This is a genomic window from Microvirga subterranea (genome assembly GCF_003350535.1).
Lineage (GTDB): Bacteria > Pseudomonadota > Alphaproteobacteria > Rhizobiales > Beijerinckiaceae > Microvirga > Microvirga subterranea.
Window position 1 is genome coordinate 101,059 of record NZ_QQBB01000004.1, and the last position, 12,591, is coordinate 113,649.

General features: G+C 65.2%; 18 protein-coding genes. 10 read left to right on the forward strand and 8 right to left on the reverse strand.

Features of this window, described 5'->3' with window-relative positions; translation table 11 throughout:
• Window positions 1-96: 96 nt before the first annotated feature.
• Window positions 97-333, reverse strand: a complete 237-nt coding sequence (locus DES45_RS11150; protein WP_114770089.1) for a helix-turn-helix domain-containing protein — start codon at window positions 331-333, stop codon at window positions 97-99.
• A gap of 97 nt (window positions 334-430) precedes the next feature.
• Between DES45_RS11150 and DES45_RS11155 the strand changes: the two genes are divergently transcribed.
• Window positions 431-673 (forward strand): hypothetical protein, encoded by a 243-nt coding sequence (locus DES45_RS11155; RefSeq protein WP_114770090.1) that lies wholly within the window; start codon window positions 431-433, stop codon window positions 671-673.
• On the opposite strand, the gene DES45_RS11160 is transcribed toward DES45_RS11155, so the two are convergent.
• Window positions 645-1,406, reverse strand: a complete 762-nt coding sequence (locus DES45_RS11160; protein WP_114770091.1) for a ZIP family metal transporter — start codon at window positions 1,404-1,406, stop codon at window positions 645-647. The two genes, DES45_RS11155 and DES45_RS11160, sit on opposite strands and share 29 nt — an antisense overlap.
• Window positions 1,407-2,357: 951 nt before the next feature.
• Window positions 2,358-2,510 carry a DUF3309 family protein gene (locus tag DES45_RS11165; RefSeq protein ID WP_173949327.1) on the reverse strand — a complete coding sequence of 51 codons (153 nt, stop codon included), beginning with the start codon at window positions 2,508-2,510 and terminating at the stop codon, window positions 2,358-2,360.
• A gap of 344 nt (window positions 2,511-2,854) precedes the next feature.
• Between DES45_RS11165 and DES45_RS11170 the strand changes: the two genes are divergently transcribed.
• Window positions 2,855-3,076: a NepR family anti-sigma factor gene (locus tag DES45_RS11170; RefSeq protein WP_147282389.1), complete on the forward strand. Its 222-nt coding sequence runs from the start codon at window positions 2,855-2,857 to the stop codon at window positions 3,074-3,076.
• On the forward strand, window positions 3,073-3,621 hold the full coding sequence (locus DES45_RS11175; RefSeq protein ID WP_114770093.1) for a sigma-70 family RNA polymerase sigma factor: 549 nt from the start codon (window positions 3,073-3,075) through the stop codon (window positions 3,619-3,621). Before DES45_RS11170 ends, DES45_RS11175 begins: the two co-directional genes overlap by 4 nt.
• Before the next feature lie 133 nt (window positions 3,622-3,754).
• Here the strand turns inward: DES45_RS11175 and infA are convergent, their stop codons facing one another.
• The 3 genes from infA to DES45_RS11190 form a co-directional block, all read right to left on the reverse strand.
• Window positions 3,755-4,036 carry a translation initiation factor IF-1 gene (gene infA / locus DES45_RS11180; protein WP_114770094.1) on the reverse strand — a complete coding sequence of 94 codons (282 nt, stop codon included), beginning with the start codon at window positions 4,034-4,036 and terminating at the stop codon, window positions 3,755-3,757.
• A gap of 95 nt (window positions 4,037-4,131) precedes the next feature.
• Window positions 4,132-4,341, reverse strand: a complete 210-nt coding sequence (locus tag DES45_RS11185; protein ID WP_114770095.1) for a cold-shock protein — start codon at window positions 4,339-4,341, stop codon at window positions 4,132-4,134.
• A gap of 214 nt (window positions 4,342-4,555) precedes the next feature.
• Window positions 4,556-4,810, reverse strand: a complete 255-nt coding sequence (locus DES45_RS11190) for an SMC-Scp complex subunit ScpB (RefSeq protein WP_114770096.1) — start codon at window positions 4,808-4,810, stop codon at window positions 4,556-4,558.
• Window positions 4,811-5,018: 208 nt separating this feature from the next.
• Between DES45_RS11190 and DES45_RS11195 the strand changes: the two genes are divergently transcribed.
• From DES45_RS11195 to DES45_RS11215, 5 genes are all read left to right on the forward strand, one after another.
• The gene (locus DES45_RS11195) at window positions 5,019-5,885 is read left to right on the forward strand and encodes a BON domain-containing protein (RefSeq protein ID WP_114770097.1); all 867 of its coding nucleotides are present in this window, start codon (window positions 5,019-5,021) and stop codon (window positions 5,883-5,885) included.
• A gap of 139 nt (window positions 5,886-6,024) precedes the next feature.
• The gene (locus tag DES45_RS11200) at window positions 6,025-6,399 is read left to right on the forward strand and encodes a hypothetical protein (RefSeq protein WP_114770098.1); all 375 of its coding nucleotides are present in this window, start codon (window positions 6,025-6,027) and stop codon (window positions 6,397-6,399) included.
• A gap of 139 nt (window positions 6,400-6,538) precedes the next feature.
• Entirely contained in the window at window positions 6,539-7,354 is an 816-nt protein-coding gene (locus DES45_RS11205; RefSeq protein WP_114770099.1) for a nucleotidyltransferase family protein, read from the forward strand.
• Window positions 7,347-8,069, forward strand: coding sequence for a metallophosphoesterase family protein (locus DES45_RS11210; protein ID WP_114770100.1), 723 nt, complete (start codon window positions 7,347-7,349; stop codon window positions 8,067-8,069). The genes DES45_RS11205 and DES45_RS11210 overlap by 8 nt, the downstream gene beginning before the upstream one ends.
• Window positions 8,070-8,250: 181 nt before the next feature.
• Entirely contained in the window at window positions 8,251-8,889 is a 639-nt protein-coding gene (locus DES45_RS11215; protein ID WP_114770101.1) for a hypothetical protein, read from the forward strand.
• A 36-nt stretch (window positions 8,890-8,925) separates the two neighbouring features.
• Here DES45_RS11215 and DES45_RS11220 read toward each other — a convergent pair whose 3' ends face one another.
• On the reverse strand, window positions 8,926-9,147 hold the full coding sequence (locus DES45_RS11220; RefSeq protein WP_114770102.1) for a hypothetical protein: 222 nt from the start codon (window positions 9,145-9,147) through the stop codon (window positions 8,926-8,928).
• Window positions 9,148-9,279: 132 nt separating this feature from the next.
• On the opposite strand from DES45_RS11220, the gene DES45_RS11225 reads away from it, so the two are divergent.
• Window positions 9,280-9,861, forward strand: coding sequence for a type 1 glutamine amidotransferase domain-containing protein (locus DES45_RS11225; RefSeq protein WP_114770103.1), 582 nt, complete (start codon window positions 9,280-9,282; stop codon window positions 9,859-9,861).
• 74 nt (window positions 9,862-9,935) lie between these two features.
• On the opposite strand, the gene DES45_RS11230 is transcribed toward DES45_RS11225, so the two are convergent.
• Complete coding sequence (locus DES45_RS11230) at window positions 9,936-10,955, reverse strand: Tim44 domain-containing protein (protein WP_114770104.1); 1,020 nt, start codon at window positions 10,953-10,955, stop codon at window positions 9,936-9,938.
• Window positions 10,956-11,319: 364 nt separating this feature from the next.
• Here DES45_RS11230 and DES45_RS11235 point away from each other — a divergent pair, with 364 nt between their 5' ends.
• Window positions 11,320-12,570 carry a Y-family DNA polymerase gene (locus DES45_RS11235; protein ID WP_114770105.1) on the forward strand — a complete coding sequence of 417 codons (1,251 nt, stop codon included), beginning with the start codon at window positions 11,320-11,322 and terminating at the stop codon, window positions 12,568-12,570.
• Window positions 12,571-12,591: the final 21 nt, after the last annotated feature.

Here is a 12,591-nt window from a genome sequence, read left to right on the forward strand (position 1 = left end):
CTCGCCGTGATCTGGATCCAAGCCTGGACGGTAGGTCTTCACTGTCGCTCTGCAGCAGCTCATAGGCGCCAGGGGAAACTCGGCCGCGGTGCCTGCTCAGCCCCCTCTAAGGAGGTCTAGAAGCGATGCCGGAACGACGCCGATGACGTCGGCCACGGCCAAAAACTCGATCACATCAAGCCGCCGCTCGCCGCCTTCGTACTTCGCAACGAAGGATTGCGGCTTTCCGAGCCGCTCTGCCACCTCGACCTGGGTAAGTCCCGCCTTCTTCCGTGCTTCGATCAGAAGCTCGCACAGACGCTGGTGCTGTTGCGTGTAGATGGATTTCTGCATCGGCTGCCCTGCCCCGACAGCCGAATTATTTTTGGTTTCAAATTATCCCGTTTTAGGATATTAGGGATCAGCTCACTGCCCTTCCGCTCATCCTCCCATGCCCCAATCCTGGAAACGCTCCCGCAATGCCGCTCTCTGGCGCCGGCTCGATCCGGTGCAGGCCGTGCGGGTGATGGCGGACTGCTATGGGGAGGAGGCCGGGGCCGAGGCGCTGCTGCGGGCTTTTCTCGAGGAGCGGGACATGAACCCCGACGCGGCGCGGTTCTGGCTCCGGGTCTACGAGGCGCTTCGTCCCGTGGCGGCCACGCCGGTCAGCCGCCAGCGATCCGGGAGAGCGTGAAGGCGGCGAGGAAGCCGGCGACGGTGATCAGGCCGGCGAAGTCGTGGGCGGTCTCGAAGGCCTCCGGGATCATGGTGTCGGTGAGCATGGCGAGGATCGCGCCCGCCGCCACGGCTGTGACGGCGGAGATCAGGGCCGGGCTCGTGCCCGCGAAGGCCACGTTCCCGACGAGCGCCGCGACGCCCGACGCCAGGGCGATGCCGCCCCAGATGCCGAAGATGTAGGCGGGCGAGCGCCCGGCCTTGCGCATGCCGGCGGCGCTGGACAGGCCCTCCGGCAGGTTGGACAGGAAGACGGCCGCCACGGCCACGATGCCGACCCCCTGCCCGGTCAGCAGGCTGACGCCGATGACGATGGATTCGGGAATGCCGTCGAGAAGGGCTCCGAGCGCGATGGCGACGCCGCTGCCCTCGTCCGAGGCCTGCTTGGCGTCGGGCGCGTGGCCCGAGCGCTTGCGGTGCTTCGCGCCCCGGCGCGACACGATCATGTTCGCGCCCGTATAGACCGCGGCTCCCGCCAGGAAGCCCGCCGACGTGGCGAGGATGCCGCCCGTGCGGTAGGCCTCGTCCATGAGGTCGAAGGACAGGGCCGAGATGAGGACGCCGCTGCCGAAGGCCATCACGGCCGCGATGAGGCGCTGCGGCAGGTGCACGAAATAGGCGATCAGCGCTCCCAGCACGAGGGCCGAGCCGCTGAGCAGGCCCCACAATCCCGCCTGAACCGCCATCGGCATGAGGCATCCTCCCGATGGGAGAACGTGGACCGGGTCGGCGGGTTCTTGCACGCCGCGGTTCCCGGCGTCCGGACAAGAAAAAAGGTCGCGTCCGGTCTTTTTGCTGCTGACCGTATCCGCGACCTTTGGCTCACTCTGCCCCCGTGAGCAGGACCGTTTTACGCAACGCTCTACCGCTGCGTAACTCCCGGATCAGGGAGGGTAACGATATTTTTTTGCCGTGGCGGAACATTATCGCCCCGAATGAATTTATAACTCACGTCGGTCCTTCTGCCCCTTTGACCGAACACCTTCATAAAGCGCCCCTCGGGGGCGCTTTCTTTTTGCCCGGAGCATCGCGCGTGGGGAGAATCCGAGGGCGAGCGGTAGCAGCGGAATGAAACGATAGTGCAGATGACGACCGAACGGCCGAGCGGACGGTCAAAAGAGAAAGGGCCGCGTCCGGCCTTTGAAAACGACCGTGTCCGCGACCCTGCAGCCCATTTCTGCCCCATGGGATGGTTCATGCCTATACGATTTGGGAACGCACCCGCAAGTGATAATGTTGCGTTAACAGAGAATTAAAATATTTTTTTTGACCTTGACCGGAACCAAGTCCCAAAACAGGCGTTGATACACAACTTCGGCCTTTCTGCCCCCATGGCCGAACACCTTTAAAAGCGCCCCTCGGGGGCGCTTTCTTTTTGAGTCGGGCTTAAATGGGGCTGACCGGCGAACCCGCCACCCGCGAGGGACCAGCGGGTGGCGGGAGTCTCGCCCTGCACACGCTCTCAGGACAAGGGCCCCTGCCGTGTTGGCCGCCCGACAGGGACCCCGAGAGGCTAGGTGCGTTTCCGGGCCAGGGATGTGCGACGCAGCACGCCCTGCCGGATGAGGGCTCCGGCGGCCCGGGAAACGGAAATGGCCGGGACATGCCCGGCCATTCGGTTCAACACGCTTTCCGATGAATGGTCAGATCCGACCCATCAGCAGAAGAACGATGAGGATGAGCAGGATCACGCCGAGCACGCCGCTCGGCCCGTAGCCCCAGCCGCGGCTGTAGGGCCAAGCCGGAACGGCGCCCAGAAGCAGCAGGATGACGATGATGAGAAGAATGGTGCTCATGGCGATAGATTGTCCTTGTTGTCTTACGCGGGGTTGCCCTCCCGCCGGCTCGTCCATCACTCCGGCCGCCCGTCCGGGTAGCCAGAGAGGCGCCCCGTCCCGGAGAGGCGAGGAGCCGTCGAAGAACGCAGAGCGCTCGGCCGGCGGCCCCTTCTCAAGGGGCAAGGTTGTCTCTTCGGGAGAAACTTGGCGGTAAGGATTAAGTTCCCCCGCACGCCGGGTCGTAGACCTGCGACAAACGGGAACATCGGACCAGGGATCGCGTTGATCCCTCGGCGATCGGGCGCCGCCGTCAGCGCGACCCTGATGACAGGTCGTCAGCCCTTATGGATCCGGATGACCCGATGGCAAGTAAGAGTCCCAAGAACATGTCTCACGCCGATCCAGATCCGGTCCCGGGTCTCGAGAAGTCTCCCGCGCTCACCAGAACCGTCCAGGCCCAGCTCGGCCAGCGGTTGCGCCAGTTCTACGAGTCGCTGTCGCTCGGAGAGCAGCCGGTGCCGGATCGCTTCATCGAGATCATCAACCGCCTCGAAGAGGAGCGGCCGGAGAAGAAGCAGTCATGACCATCGACGTCACCCTCCGGGATTCCATCCTCAAGGCGACGCCCAACCTCCGAGCTTTCGCGATCTCCCTCACGAACAACGTCGACCGTGCCGACGATCTCGTGCAGGAGACCCTCGTGCGGGCGATCTCCAACATCCATCGTTTCCAGCCCGGGACGAACATGCAGGCGTGGCTCTTCACCATCCTGCGCAACCTGTTCCATTCCGAATACCGCAAGCGCCGCCGCGAGGTGGAGGATGCGGACGGCAAGTACGCCGCCACCCTCTCGGTCGAGCCCGACCAGATGCCGCATCTCGATTTCGAGGACCTGCAGAAGGCGCTGACCCGGCTGCCGCACGACCAGCGCGAGGCGCTTCTCCTCGTGGGCGCTTCCGGCTTCTCCTACGAGCAGGCTGCGGAGATCTGCGGCTGCGCCGTGGGGACCATCAAGAGTCGCGTCAACCGTGCCCGCAACCGGCTGGCCGAGCTGATGCATTTCACCGATCTGGACGAGGATCTCGGCGCCGACCGCCTCACGCGGTCCGTGATGAAGGCAGTCGCCTGAGGGAAAACCGGGCGGCGCTCGGCGCATCATGCGACCAAGCGGATTCCGGTTTTCTGCGTTCAACGATGCTCGCGCCCAAAGAGAGCATCGGATCGATCCCAAAAGTGCAGGCCCACTTTCGGGTCCGATGCCTTTAACGCCGCCGAAACTGCTGGCCGCCGCGCTGCGGGGGACGCGGGCCTGTGGGGGCGTTCGAATCCTTATGGCGGAAAATGAGGCGGCCCTTCTCGAGGTCGTAGGGCGACATTTCCACGGTCACACGGTCGCCGGCCAGGGTCTTGATGCGGTTCTTCTTCATCTTGCCGGCCGTGTAGGCGATGACCTCATGCCCGTTGTCGAGCTGCACGCGATAGCGCGCGTCGGGCAGAATTTCGGTCACAAGTCCTTCGAACGTGATGAGTTCTTCCTTTGCCATGCAAAGCCTTCCGTATCCTAATAAAAAAGCCGTCCCTCGACCGGAACGGCTGATCAACGAGAGGGCGCGCCGGGCACGCCCTCAAGCATCAAACCTTACGCGTTCTGCAGGTTGACTGCAGAGGTGCGGCCGGTGCGCTGGTCGGTCTGAAGCTCGTAGGAGAGCTTCTGTCCTTCCCGAAGGCCACGCATGCCAGCCCGCTCCAACGCGGTCGCGTGCACGAACACGTCCTTACCGCCGTTGTCGGGCTGAATGAAACCATAGCCTTTGGTTTCGTTGTACCACTTCACGGTTCCCGTTTCCATGGGAAATCCTTTCACTGTCGTTTGCACGTGGGCGGAGCAAGGCGCCCGTCAGTCGATATTGGTAGAGAGAAGCAACGTGCGCTCGGCAGTGCCAAAGCGGAGTAGACTAGTCGTCCGGCCAAATGTCGATGCAAATTAAGTAAGGGACCCCTGCCGAAAAGGCAAGGTTTCGGCCTTACGCCTCATTGAGTACCTCCCGCTCTGATTGCATCGTTCAGCTGGACTTCAGGCGTTCGATCACACCGCGCAAGGCATCTTCGCCCTGGCTCGTGAAACGGATCTCGTCATCGTCCGCCTCGATCAGCCCACGCTCCCGAAGCTCCGCGACGGCCGCGTCGCTCGCCTTGTGGCCGACGCCGTCGCGGCGGGCAACGCTGCGCACGCTCTGGCCGCTGGAGAGCTGGTGGTAGGCCGCAAACGCGAAGACGGCGAGCGCATCGTCGCTCAGGCTGGACAGGTTCTGGGTCATGGGATCTCGGCTTTCGGTTGCGGCTGCGGTCGATCGTGCAAGCCCGGGGTCAATGCGGCCCGCGCGCTCCCGTTCAAGCGCAACCGTTGAAAAAGCGCGGCTTTCCGCTCCGCCGGGCCTCAGGAACCGGCCTCCTCGTCCTCACGTTGGTCCGGACGACCGCACGAAGACGGGCGGCTTTTCTTCACCACCATCGAGGAGCGATGCCATGGCGAACGATCGTTATCGCTACGAGCAGGAACGCTATCGCGGCCGCGAGGGCGGCTGGCGCGACGAGGATCGTTTCGATCGCGACCGCCGGGGAGCGGGCTACGATCGCGGCGACGACGGCTACATCGCGCGGCGTGGATTCGGCAACCAGTCCGCCGGCTATGATCGCGGCCGCGGCTACGACGAGCCGCGGGAGCGCGACTTCGGCGATTCCGCCGGTTACGGCACGGGGGGCTCCGCCCTCGACTGGCGCGACGTCGTGGGCGAGGACCGCCGCCGGAGCGGATCATCCTCCGGCATGGACTACGGGCGGGATCGCTCGAGGGGCCGCTACGGCTCGTCCTACGGCCGCGAGAGCGACCGCTACGACACTGGCACCTTCGGCCGCGGATCGCGCGACTACAGCGAGGATCGCGGCTTCTTCGAACGTGCCGGCGACGAGGTCAGGTCCTGGTTTGCCGACGAGGACGCCGACCGCCGCCGCGACATGGACATGCGCCGCGCCGAGCAGCAGCATCGCGGGCGCGGACCCAAGGGCTACCAGCGCTCCGACGAGCGCATCCGCGAGGACGTGAACGATCGCCTCACCGACGATCCGCATATTGACGCCTCGGAGATCGAGGTCTCGGTGTCGAGCCGGGAGGTCACCCTGTCGGGGACCGTCAACAGCCGGTTCGAGAAGCGCCACGCCGAGGACCTGGCGGAATCGGTCTCCGGCGTCGCCCACGTCCAGAACAACCTGCGGGTTCAGCAGCAGGCCGATGCCGGCATGGGAGGCAGCATGCTGTCGGGCCAGGGCTCGCAGGCGACCCTGGGCGAACCCGGCTCCGCCCGCCGCCGCTCGACCAGCTCGTCCTCCACCTGAGGCAAGCCCGGGGGCTCTCCGGCTGGAGCCCCCGCCCCTTCCGGGACAAGTGGACAGAGCGGGCGACCGCCTTCAAAAGCTCTTGCCTTTCCATCGCCGGCTTGCAACCCCATATCTGGCGAGGAGGATGAGCACGACAATGGCAGGTATTTCCGTCACGCTCGAGGGCGACAACATTCAACTCGCGTTCCAGAAGGGCGAGCAATCCACGGCCGTGGTCATGGATCCACAGGCGGCGCGCTCCCTCGTGAAGGCCGTGAGCCAGCTTCTGATGGCGATCGGCGAAGGCAGCGAAGACATCGGCGAGAACCCGGAGGAGATGGTCGACGTGACCTCTCCGACCATCGATATCGGCATGGACGAGAACGGAATGGCGGTCGTCGCCCTCCAGGCCGGCCTGCTGCCGCCCTTCATGCTGCGCCTCAAGGACGACGAGGCCAGGCACATCGCCAACAGCCTGACGGAGATCCTGAACAGCCCGCGGGACGTCCGCCAGTCCCTGGGCGGCCATTGATCCTTTAGCAGACATAATCAGAGAAATGTCACCAGCGAGCTTGAGAATTCGCGGGTTGGTGAAGTCGCCTCAAGGAACTTCGTAATCGCCATGCGGTTGTCGAACGCGGACCAAGGCGGTCGCGCTTCGGACAAGGCTGATGACGATTCACACCCCTGACTTCGCCCCCACAGAGCATCCGGGCGTCCCGATCTTCGACGCGAAGGCGGAGCCGACGCTGACTCATCCGGAATCGGAAGCCTTCTATGCAGAGGCCCTCAGGGAGCTCAACCAGCTCGGTCTGCCCTACCTTCTGGCCGGCACCTATGCCCTGTCCGCCTACACGGGCATCACGCGTCCGACGAAGGATCTCGACATCTTCTGCAAGGCCGGCGACTACACCCGCGTCCTCGCGCACTTCAAGAATCTCGGCTACGCGGTCGAGATCGAGGACGACCGCTGGCTCGGCAAGGTCTACAAGGGCCAGTACTTCTTCGACGTGATCTTCGCCTCCTCGAACGGCACGATGCCGATCGGCGATCCGTGGTTCGAAAACGCGCGCCAGATCGAGGTGTTCGGCACTCCCGTGAAGATCGTGGGGCCGACGGAGCTCGTCTGGTCGAAATGCTTCATCCAGCTGCGCCACCGCTACGACGGCGCGGACGTGGCCCACACAATCCTCAAGGCCCACAACGAAATCGACTGGCACCGGCTGCTGGCCTACATGGAAGTGCACTGGGAAGTGCTGCTGATGCACCTCCTGAACTTCCGCTGGATCTATCCCACGGAGCGGGACAACGTCCCTCGCTGGGTCATGGACGAGCTGCTCGACCGGCTGGCCAAGCAGCTCGACCTGCCGCCGCCGCAGATGAAGGTCTGCCGCGGGCGCATGTTCTCCCGTGTGGATTACGAGATCGACGTGAAGGAGTGGGGCTTCGCCGACGTAGGCGGCGAAGGTGAATGGCGGAATGACTGAAGCGCATGCAACCTTGAAGGTCGCCGCGATGGGCGACCTTCACGTTCGTGAGGACAACGCGGAAACCTACCGCGACCTGTTCGGAGAGATTTCGAGGGAAGCGGACGTTCTGGTCCTGACCGGCGACCTCACCGATCTCGGCAAGCCGAAGGAGGCCGAGCTTCTCGCGCAGGATCTCAAGGCCTGCTCGATCCCCGTGGTCGGCGTGCTCGGCAACCACGATTACGAGTGCGGCGCTCACGAGGAGGTGTCCCGCATCCTGCGCGACGCAGGCATGAAGCTTCTCGACGGCCAGTCCTGCGAGATCGACGGCGTGGGCTTCGTCGGCGTGAAGGGCTTCGCAGGAGGCTTCGGCCGACGCATGCTCGGCTCCTTCGGCGAACCTGCCATCAAGCAGTTCGTGAGTGAGGCCATGAACGAGACCCTGCGTCTTGAAAACGCCATGCGGCAGGTCCGCGCCAAGCGCACGATGGTCATCCTGCACTATGCGCCCGTGACCGACACGATCGAGAGCGAGCCTCTCGAGATCTACCCGTTCCTGGGCTCGTCGCGCCTGGCCGAAACCATCGACCGCTTCAAGGTCAGCGCCATCGTGCACGGCCACGCCCATCGGGGGCGCTTCGAGGGACGCACCCCGGGCGGGCAGCCGGTCTACAACGTGGCACGCCACATCGAGAAGCCGAACGGGAAACCCTACGCGATCCTTGAGATCTGACGCATCCGGCGGCTGCGAGCGGACCCGGCCTCGGCGGTCGTCCGGTACCTCGCAAGAATGACGCCGTCCCACCGGATTGATCCCACAGCGCCGCGAGAGAGGTGTATCATCCCTTTGCCTGCAAGGCAGGCGCAGCGGGGCCTGTTCGGGACAGCGGCTCCCAACCTGGAGGATTGCGGTCATGGTCCGGATCTTCCCACTGGCGATCGCCTGCATCGTCACGCTGACATCGGGCGCAGACGCCGCCCCGCGCGGCAAGCGCTTCTCGCAGGAGCGCGCGCAATCCACCCAGCCCGCCCAGGAGCAGGATGAATTCCGGGCCTGCGACGTGTCGGTGCGCGATTTCGTCCAGGGACGGAAGGAGGCGACGGCGCTACCGGTCAAGGACGTCGAGGTGGACGGGCTGAGGATGACGCTGAACTTCGTCCATCCCTACGGCGAGAGCGGAGACACGCCCCCCAACCTCGCATTCACGCGAGGGGAATCGATCGAGGAGCGCCGCAAGAACCTGAACGAGACGAAGCAGCGCATCCGGACCCTCGTCGAAGCGGCGAAGACCGGCAATGTCTGGTACGTCGTCGCCTTGAACAAGGACAACCCCGACGGCGGCGACATGAGGCGTAGCCCCGTCAACGCTCAGCCCGTCGAGGATCGTCCATCGGCTTCCGCCGTGGTCATGGCGAGCATCGAAGGCAAATGCATTACCGTGGCCGACTACAAGGCGGTCCCTCTCACCAGCCTGGGAGATGAGCTGCGCCGGATCCTGGGCGATAGAAGCCTCGGACCGCCGCCCGTCGCCGATTCGACGCCTCCGCCCTGATGGCGACTGTGCCTTCGTCGGTTTCGTGGTGCGTCCTCAATACCGGGTGCCCGGATCGGTCGGGTTGCCGGGAAGGTAATCGGGCTCGGAGCCGGGCCCCTTCGGATCCGTGATCCCGGGGTCGTTGACCGGATAGGGCGTTCGCGGACCGGTGGGGCCGGTGTCGGGCGTCTCGTCCGGAGGACGGCGCGGCGGCACGTCGCTCGGGATGTTGCCGCCGGGGATCGGCTCGTTCGTCGGGTTGCCGGGATTGACCATCCTTCACTCCTCGTTCGCTCAACCATTTTCAGGTCAACAGAACGCGAGTGCGGGGGTTCCGAGAGTCGCAGGCCGGAACTGTCCGGCTTTCCGCCCGTTCCCACGGCATTCCCTCGAACAATGGAGAGCGTCATGCCTGACATCAAACAGGCCAGGATCCTGATCATGGCAACGGACGGCTTCGAGCAATCGGAGCTGATGGTCCCCCAGGAGAAGCTTTCGGATGCGGGCGCAACGGTCGAGGTCGCGGCGCCGAAATCGCGCATGAAGTCCGGCAAGATCTACGGCTGGGACGAGAACGACTGGGGCAAGACCGTCTCGGTCGACAAGGACATCGAGGACGTAAACCCGGCCGATTACGACGCGCTCGTTCTGCCGGGCGGCCAGATCAATCCCGACAAGCTGCGCGTGGAGCCGAAGGCGATCGAGATCATCCGGGCCTTCTACTCGTCCGGCAAGACGGTGGCGGCCATCTGCCACGCGCCCTGGCTCCTCATCGAGGCCGGCATCATCAAGGGCCGGAAGTGCACCTCCTACCACTCGATCAAGACCGATGTGATCAATGCGGGCGGCGAATGGCGCGACGAGACGGTCGTCACCGACAAGGGCCTCATCACCAGCCGCAATCCCGGCGATCTCGACGCCTTCGTGGCCAAGATCATCGAGGAGGTGCGCGAGGGCACCCATTCCGGACGGCGGCAGGCAGCCGAGTAGCGCCTGCGGATTTGGCAACAAAAAAGCGGCCGGATTGTCCGGCCGCTTCGTCGTTTCTGGAGCTGTTGCCAGCGTCAGTTCTGCTGGATCGCCGAGAGCTTCCAGGGACCGCCCTGATCCCTGCGGAAGGTCCACGTCTCGATCGCCTCGGCCGGCTTCGTCGGATCGCCTTCGATCACGTTGCCGGTGGCCTTGTCGACCGTGACGTCCGTCAGCGCATAGCGCATGGCCACTGTCGCGTAGTCCGTGGCGCCCTCGCGCCAGGCCTCCGCGAGATCGCCCTGGAGCAGGCGTACGTCGGAAACCGTGTTCCTCACGCCACGCGACGCGTTGTCGTTCAGCTCCTCCTGGATGTATCCAGCCATTTCGGGCGTCGCCAGCGACCAGAGCTTGGCGACGTCGTTGCGGGAATACGCGTCCTGCACCTCGATCAGCGACCGCTCGAAAGCCGCAAAGTCGCTCTCTCCGATGCCGATCTCGTCGCGCACGCCCGGCCGTGCCTGATGCGTCTGCGTGCCCTGTCGGCCAAGGCCGCCGAGGGCGCTGCCGAGGCCGCCGAGGCCGGCGCCCGTGCGGCTGCCGCCGTTGAGCGGGCCGTCGCCCGGCATGGAGCGGGCGTAGCCCTGCCCTGCGGTGCCGTAGGCCGGCTGCTGCCGGCGGCGGAACCAGCTCATGGCGAACCGCACCAGCAGGACGATCAGGCCGATCTGGAGCAGAAGGCCCAGGAACGAGCCCAAGCCTGCGAGGCCGCCGAAGAAGCCGTTGCCCATCAGCAGGCCGAACAGGCCCGCGCCGAAGAGGCCGGCCATCAGGCCCGTGCCGAAGCCGAAGCGGCGCGGCTGAGCGACGTTCGGGGCCGGTGCGCCGGGACGGTTATAGGCAGGACCCTGGTTCGGAATCTGAGAGCGCTGAATCGGCGCGGCCGTGCCCGGCGCCGTGTTCGTGCTCGGCGGAGCGCTCCAGGTCCGCGCGCCGCGCGAGCCGAAGCTGCCCCCTCCCCGGCCGACGCGAGCCTCAGCCGCACTTCCGGCGAAGACCAAGGCGGCCGCCAGGGCGATCATGACGCGGCTTCGGCGAGAAGCAATTTTCATCATCTCTACGTTCATCCCTTGGAGCCTGATGCTCCCGATACTTCATATGGTGACGGCAGCATCCGTGCAAAAGGGATTGCCTGGCGAAGCGTCCATCCAAGGTAAAAAATTCGAGAGATCCCGACATCGTTCCTGACCCGTGGTGGATTCGCCGCCGGATGCCCCCTGAATCTCTCCTGTTAGGTAAGGTCTCATATTGTTCGCGGGATGTTCCCCTACCGGAACAACGGGGCTCTACTGCCGGTCCTGCATGAAGAAACTTGTCTGGCGCGGATTCAGCCATCCCCGTTATCCACAGGAGTGCGCCTCGACATGCCGCCAAGCTCATGTTCTTGTTTTGTTCAAGTAACGGGAAGGTGGTCGAGCGATGCGCAAGCCGGATGGTCTGGAACGGCTCTATGTCGATTTCGACTCGTTCTTTGCCAGCGCGGAGCAGCATCTCCAGCCCCGGCTCCGGGGCAGGCCGGTGGGCGTCATCCCGATCGATTCGGAGCATACGGGCCTGATCGCCGTCAGCCGGGAAGCCAAGGCCCTCGGAATCAAGCGCGGCGCCTTCGTGCGCGACGTGCGGCGGCTGTGCCCGGATCTCGTGCTGGTGACGGCCCGGCACGAGCGCTACGTGGACCTGCATCGGAACATCATAGCGGCCATCGGGACGGTGCTCCCGGTCAAGGCCGTCTGCTCCATCGACGAGATGGTCTGCGCGCTGACCCCGTCCGAGCAGCGTAACGCCCTGGCGCTCGGTCGTCGGGTCAAAGCGGTCATCGCCGCCGAGATCGGCCCTTCCCTCACCTGTTCCGTGGGTCTGGGGCCGAACGAGCTCCTGGCCAAGATCGCCGCCGAGATGGAGAAGCCCGACGGCCTCGTGGCCCTCCACCCGAAGGATCTGCCGGGCCGTCTCCTCTCCCTTCCCTTGGCCGACATTCCCGGGATCGCCAAGGGCAACGCCGCGCGGCTCACCCGGGCGGGCGTCGGCGACATGGCGGCCCTCTGGCGGCTCCAGCCCAAGGAGATGCGCCGCCTGTGGGGTAGCGTCGAGGGAGAGCGTCTCTGGATGGGTCTTCACGGCTATGCGGTCGAGCGACCGGAGACCCAGCGCCGGATGTTCGGCCATGGACGGGTCCTCCCGTCGGACTGGCGCCATCTCGGCGGCGCCTATGCCTGCGCCCGGGTTCTCCTGGCGAAGGCCGCCAACCGCATGCGGCGCGCCGGGTTCGCCGCGCGGGCGTTGGCCCTGTGGCTGACGGATCGGAAAAGCGCGGGCTGGTACGCGGAGGAACGCCTTCAGCCGACCTGGGACGACCCCTCCCTGCTCGCCAGCCTGGCCCGCCTCTTCGATCATGCGGAGCGCGAATTGCCGCCGCGAACGACCCACCGGAGCGTCCATGTCACGCTGCATGACCTCGTCAGGCTGAAGGACATCGAAGAGGATCTGTTCGGGCATACGGCCGAGGCGCAACTCAAGCGCCGGCTCGAATATCTCTCGCTTCTGGCGGATCGGATGAATGCCGGATACCGACGCACGCTCCTGCATTGGGGGCCCTGGACCACCATCCCGGGCGGCTACGCGGGCGCGAAGATCGCCTTCAACAGGATTCCCGACGCGGAGGACTTCTGAGGTCCCTCCGCGTCGGGGATA

Bases quoted from the DNA above. Each gene is read 5' to 3' on its own strand.
- DES45_RS11150 (WP_114770089.1), bottom strand. From the start codon at position 333: ATGCAGAAATCCATCTACACGCAACAGCACCAGCGTCTGTGCGAGCTT.
- DES45_RS11155 (WP_114770090.1), top strand. From the start codon at position 431: ATGCCCCAATCCTGGAAACGCTCCCGCAATGCCGCTCTCTGGCGCCGG.
- DES45_RS11160 (WP_114770091.1), bottom strand. From the start codon at position 1,406: ATGCCGATGGCGGTTCAGGCGGGATTGTGGGGCCTGCTCAGCGGCTCG.
- DES45_RS11165 (WP_173949327.1), bottom strand. From the start codon at position 2,510: ATGAGCACCATTCTTCTCATCATCGTCATCCTGCTGCTTCTGGGCGCC.
- DES45_RS11170 (WP_147282389.1), top strand. From the start codon at position 2,855: ATGGCAAGTAAGAGTCCCAAGAACATGTCTCACGCCGATCCAGATCCG.
- DES45_RS11175 (WP_114770093.1), top strand. From the start codon at position 3,073: ATGACCATCGACGTCACCCTCCGGGATTCCATCCTCAAGGCGACGCCC.
- infA (WP_114770094.1), bottom strand. From the start codon at position 4,036: ATGGCAAAGGAAGAACTCATCACGTTCGAAGGACTTGTGACCGAAATT.
- DES45_RS11185 (WP_114770095.1), bottom strand. From the start codon at position 4,341: ATGGAAACGGGAACCGTGAAGTGGTACAACGAAACCAAAGGCTATGGT.
- DES45_RS11190 (WP_114770096.1), bottom strand. From the start codon at position 4,810: ATGACCCAGAACCTGTCCAGCCTGAGCGACGATGCGCTCGCCGTCTTC.
- DES45_RS11195 (WP_114770097.1), top strand. From the start codon at position 5,019: ATGGCGAACGATCGTTATCGCTACGAGCAGGAACGCTATCGCGGCCGC.
- DES45_RS11200 (WP_114770098.1), top strand. From the start codon at position 6,025: ATGGCAGGTATTTCCGTCACGCTCGAGGGCGACAACATTCAACTCGCG.
- DES45_RS11205 (WP_114770099.1), top strand. From the start codon at position 6,539: ATGACGATTCACACCCCTGACTTCGCCCCCACAGAGCATCCGGGCGTC.
- DES45_RS11210 (WP_114770100.1), top strand. From the start codon at position 7,347: ATGACTGAAGCGCATGCAACCTTGAAGGTCGCCGCGATGGGCGACCTT.
- DES45_RS11215 (WP_114770101.1), top strand. From the start codon at position 8,251: ATGGTCCGGATCTTCCCACTGGCGATCGCCTGCATCGTCACGCTGACA.
- DES45_RS11220 (WP_114770102.1), bottom strand. From the start codon at position 9,147: ATGGTCAATCCCGGCAACCCGACGAACGAGCCGATCCCCGGCGGCAAC.
- DES45_RS11225 (WP_114770103.1), top strand. From the start codon at position 9,280: ATGCCTGACATCAAACAGGCCAGGATCCTGATCATGGCAACGGACGGC.
- DES45_RS11230 (WP_114770104.1), bottom strand. From the start codon at position 10,955: ATGATGAAAATTGCTTCTCGCCGAAGCCGCGTCATGATCGCCCTGGCG.
- DES45_RS11235 (WP_114770105.1), top strand. From the start codon at position 11,320: ATGCGCAAGCCGGATGGTCTGGAACGGCTCTATGTCGATTTCGACTCG.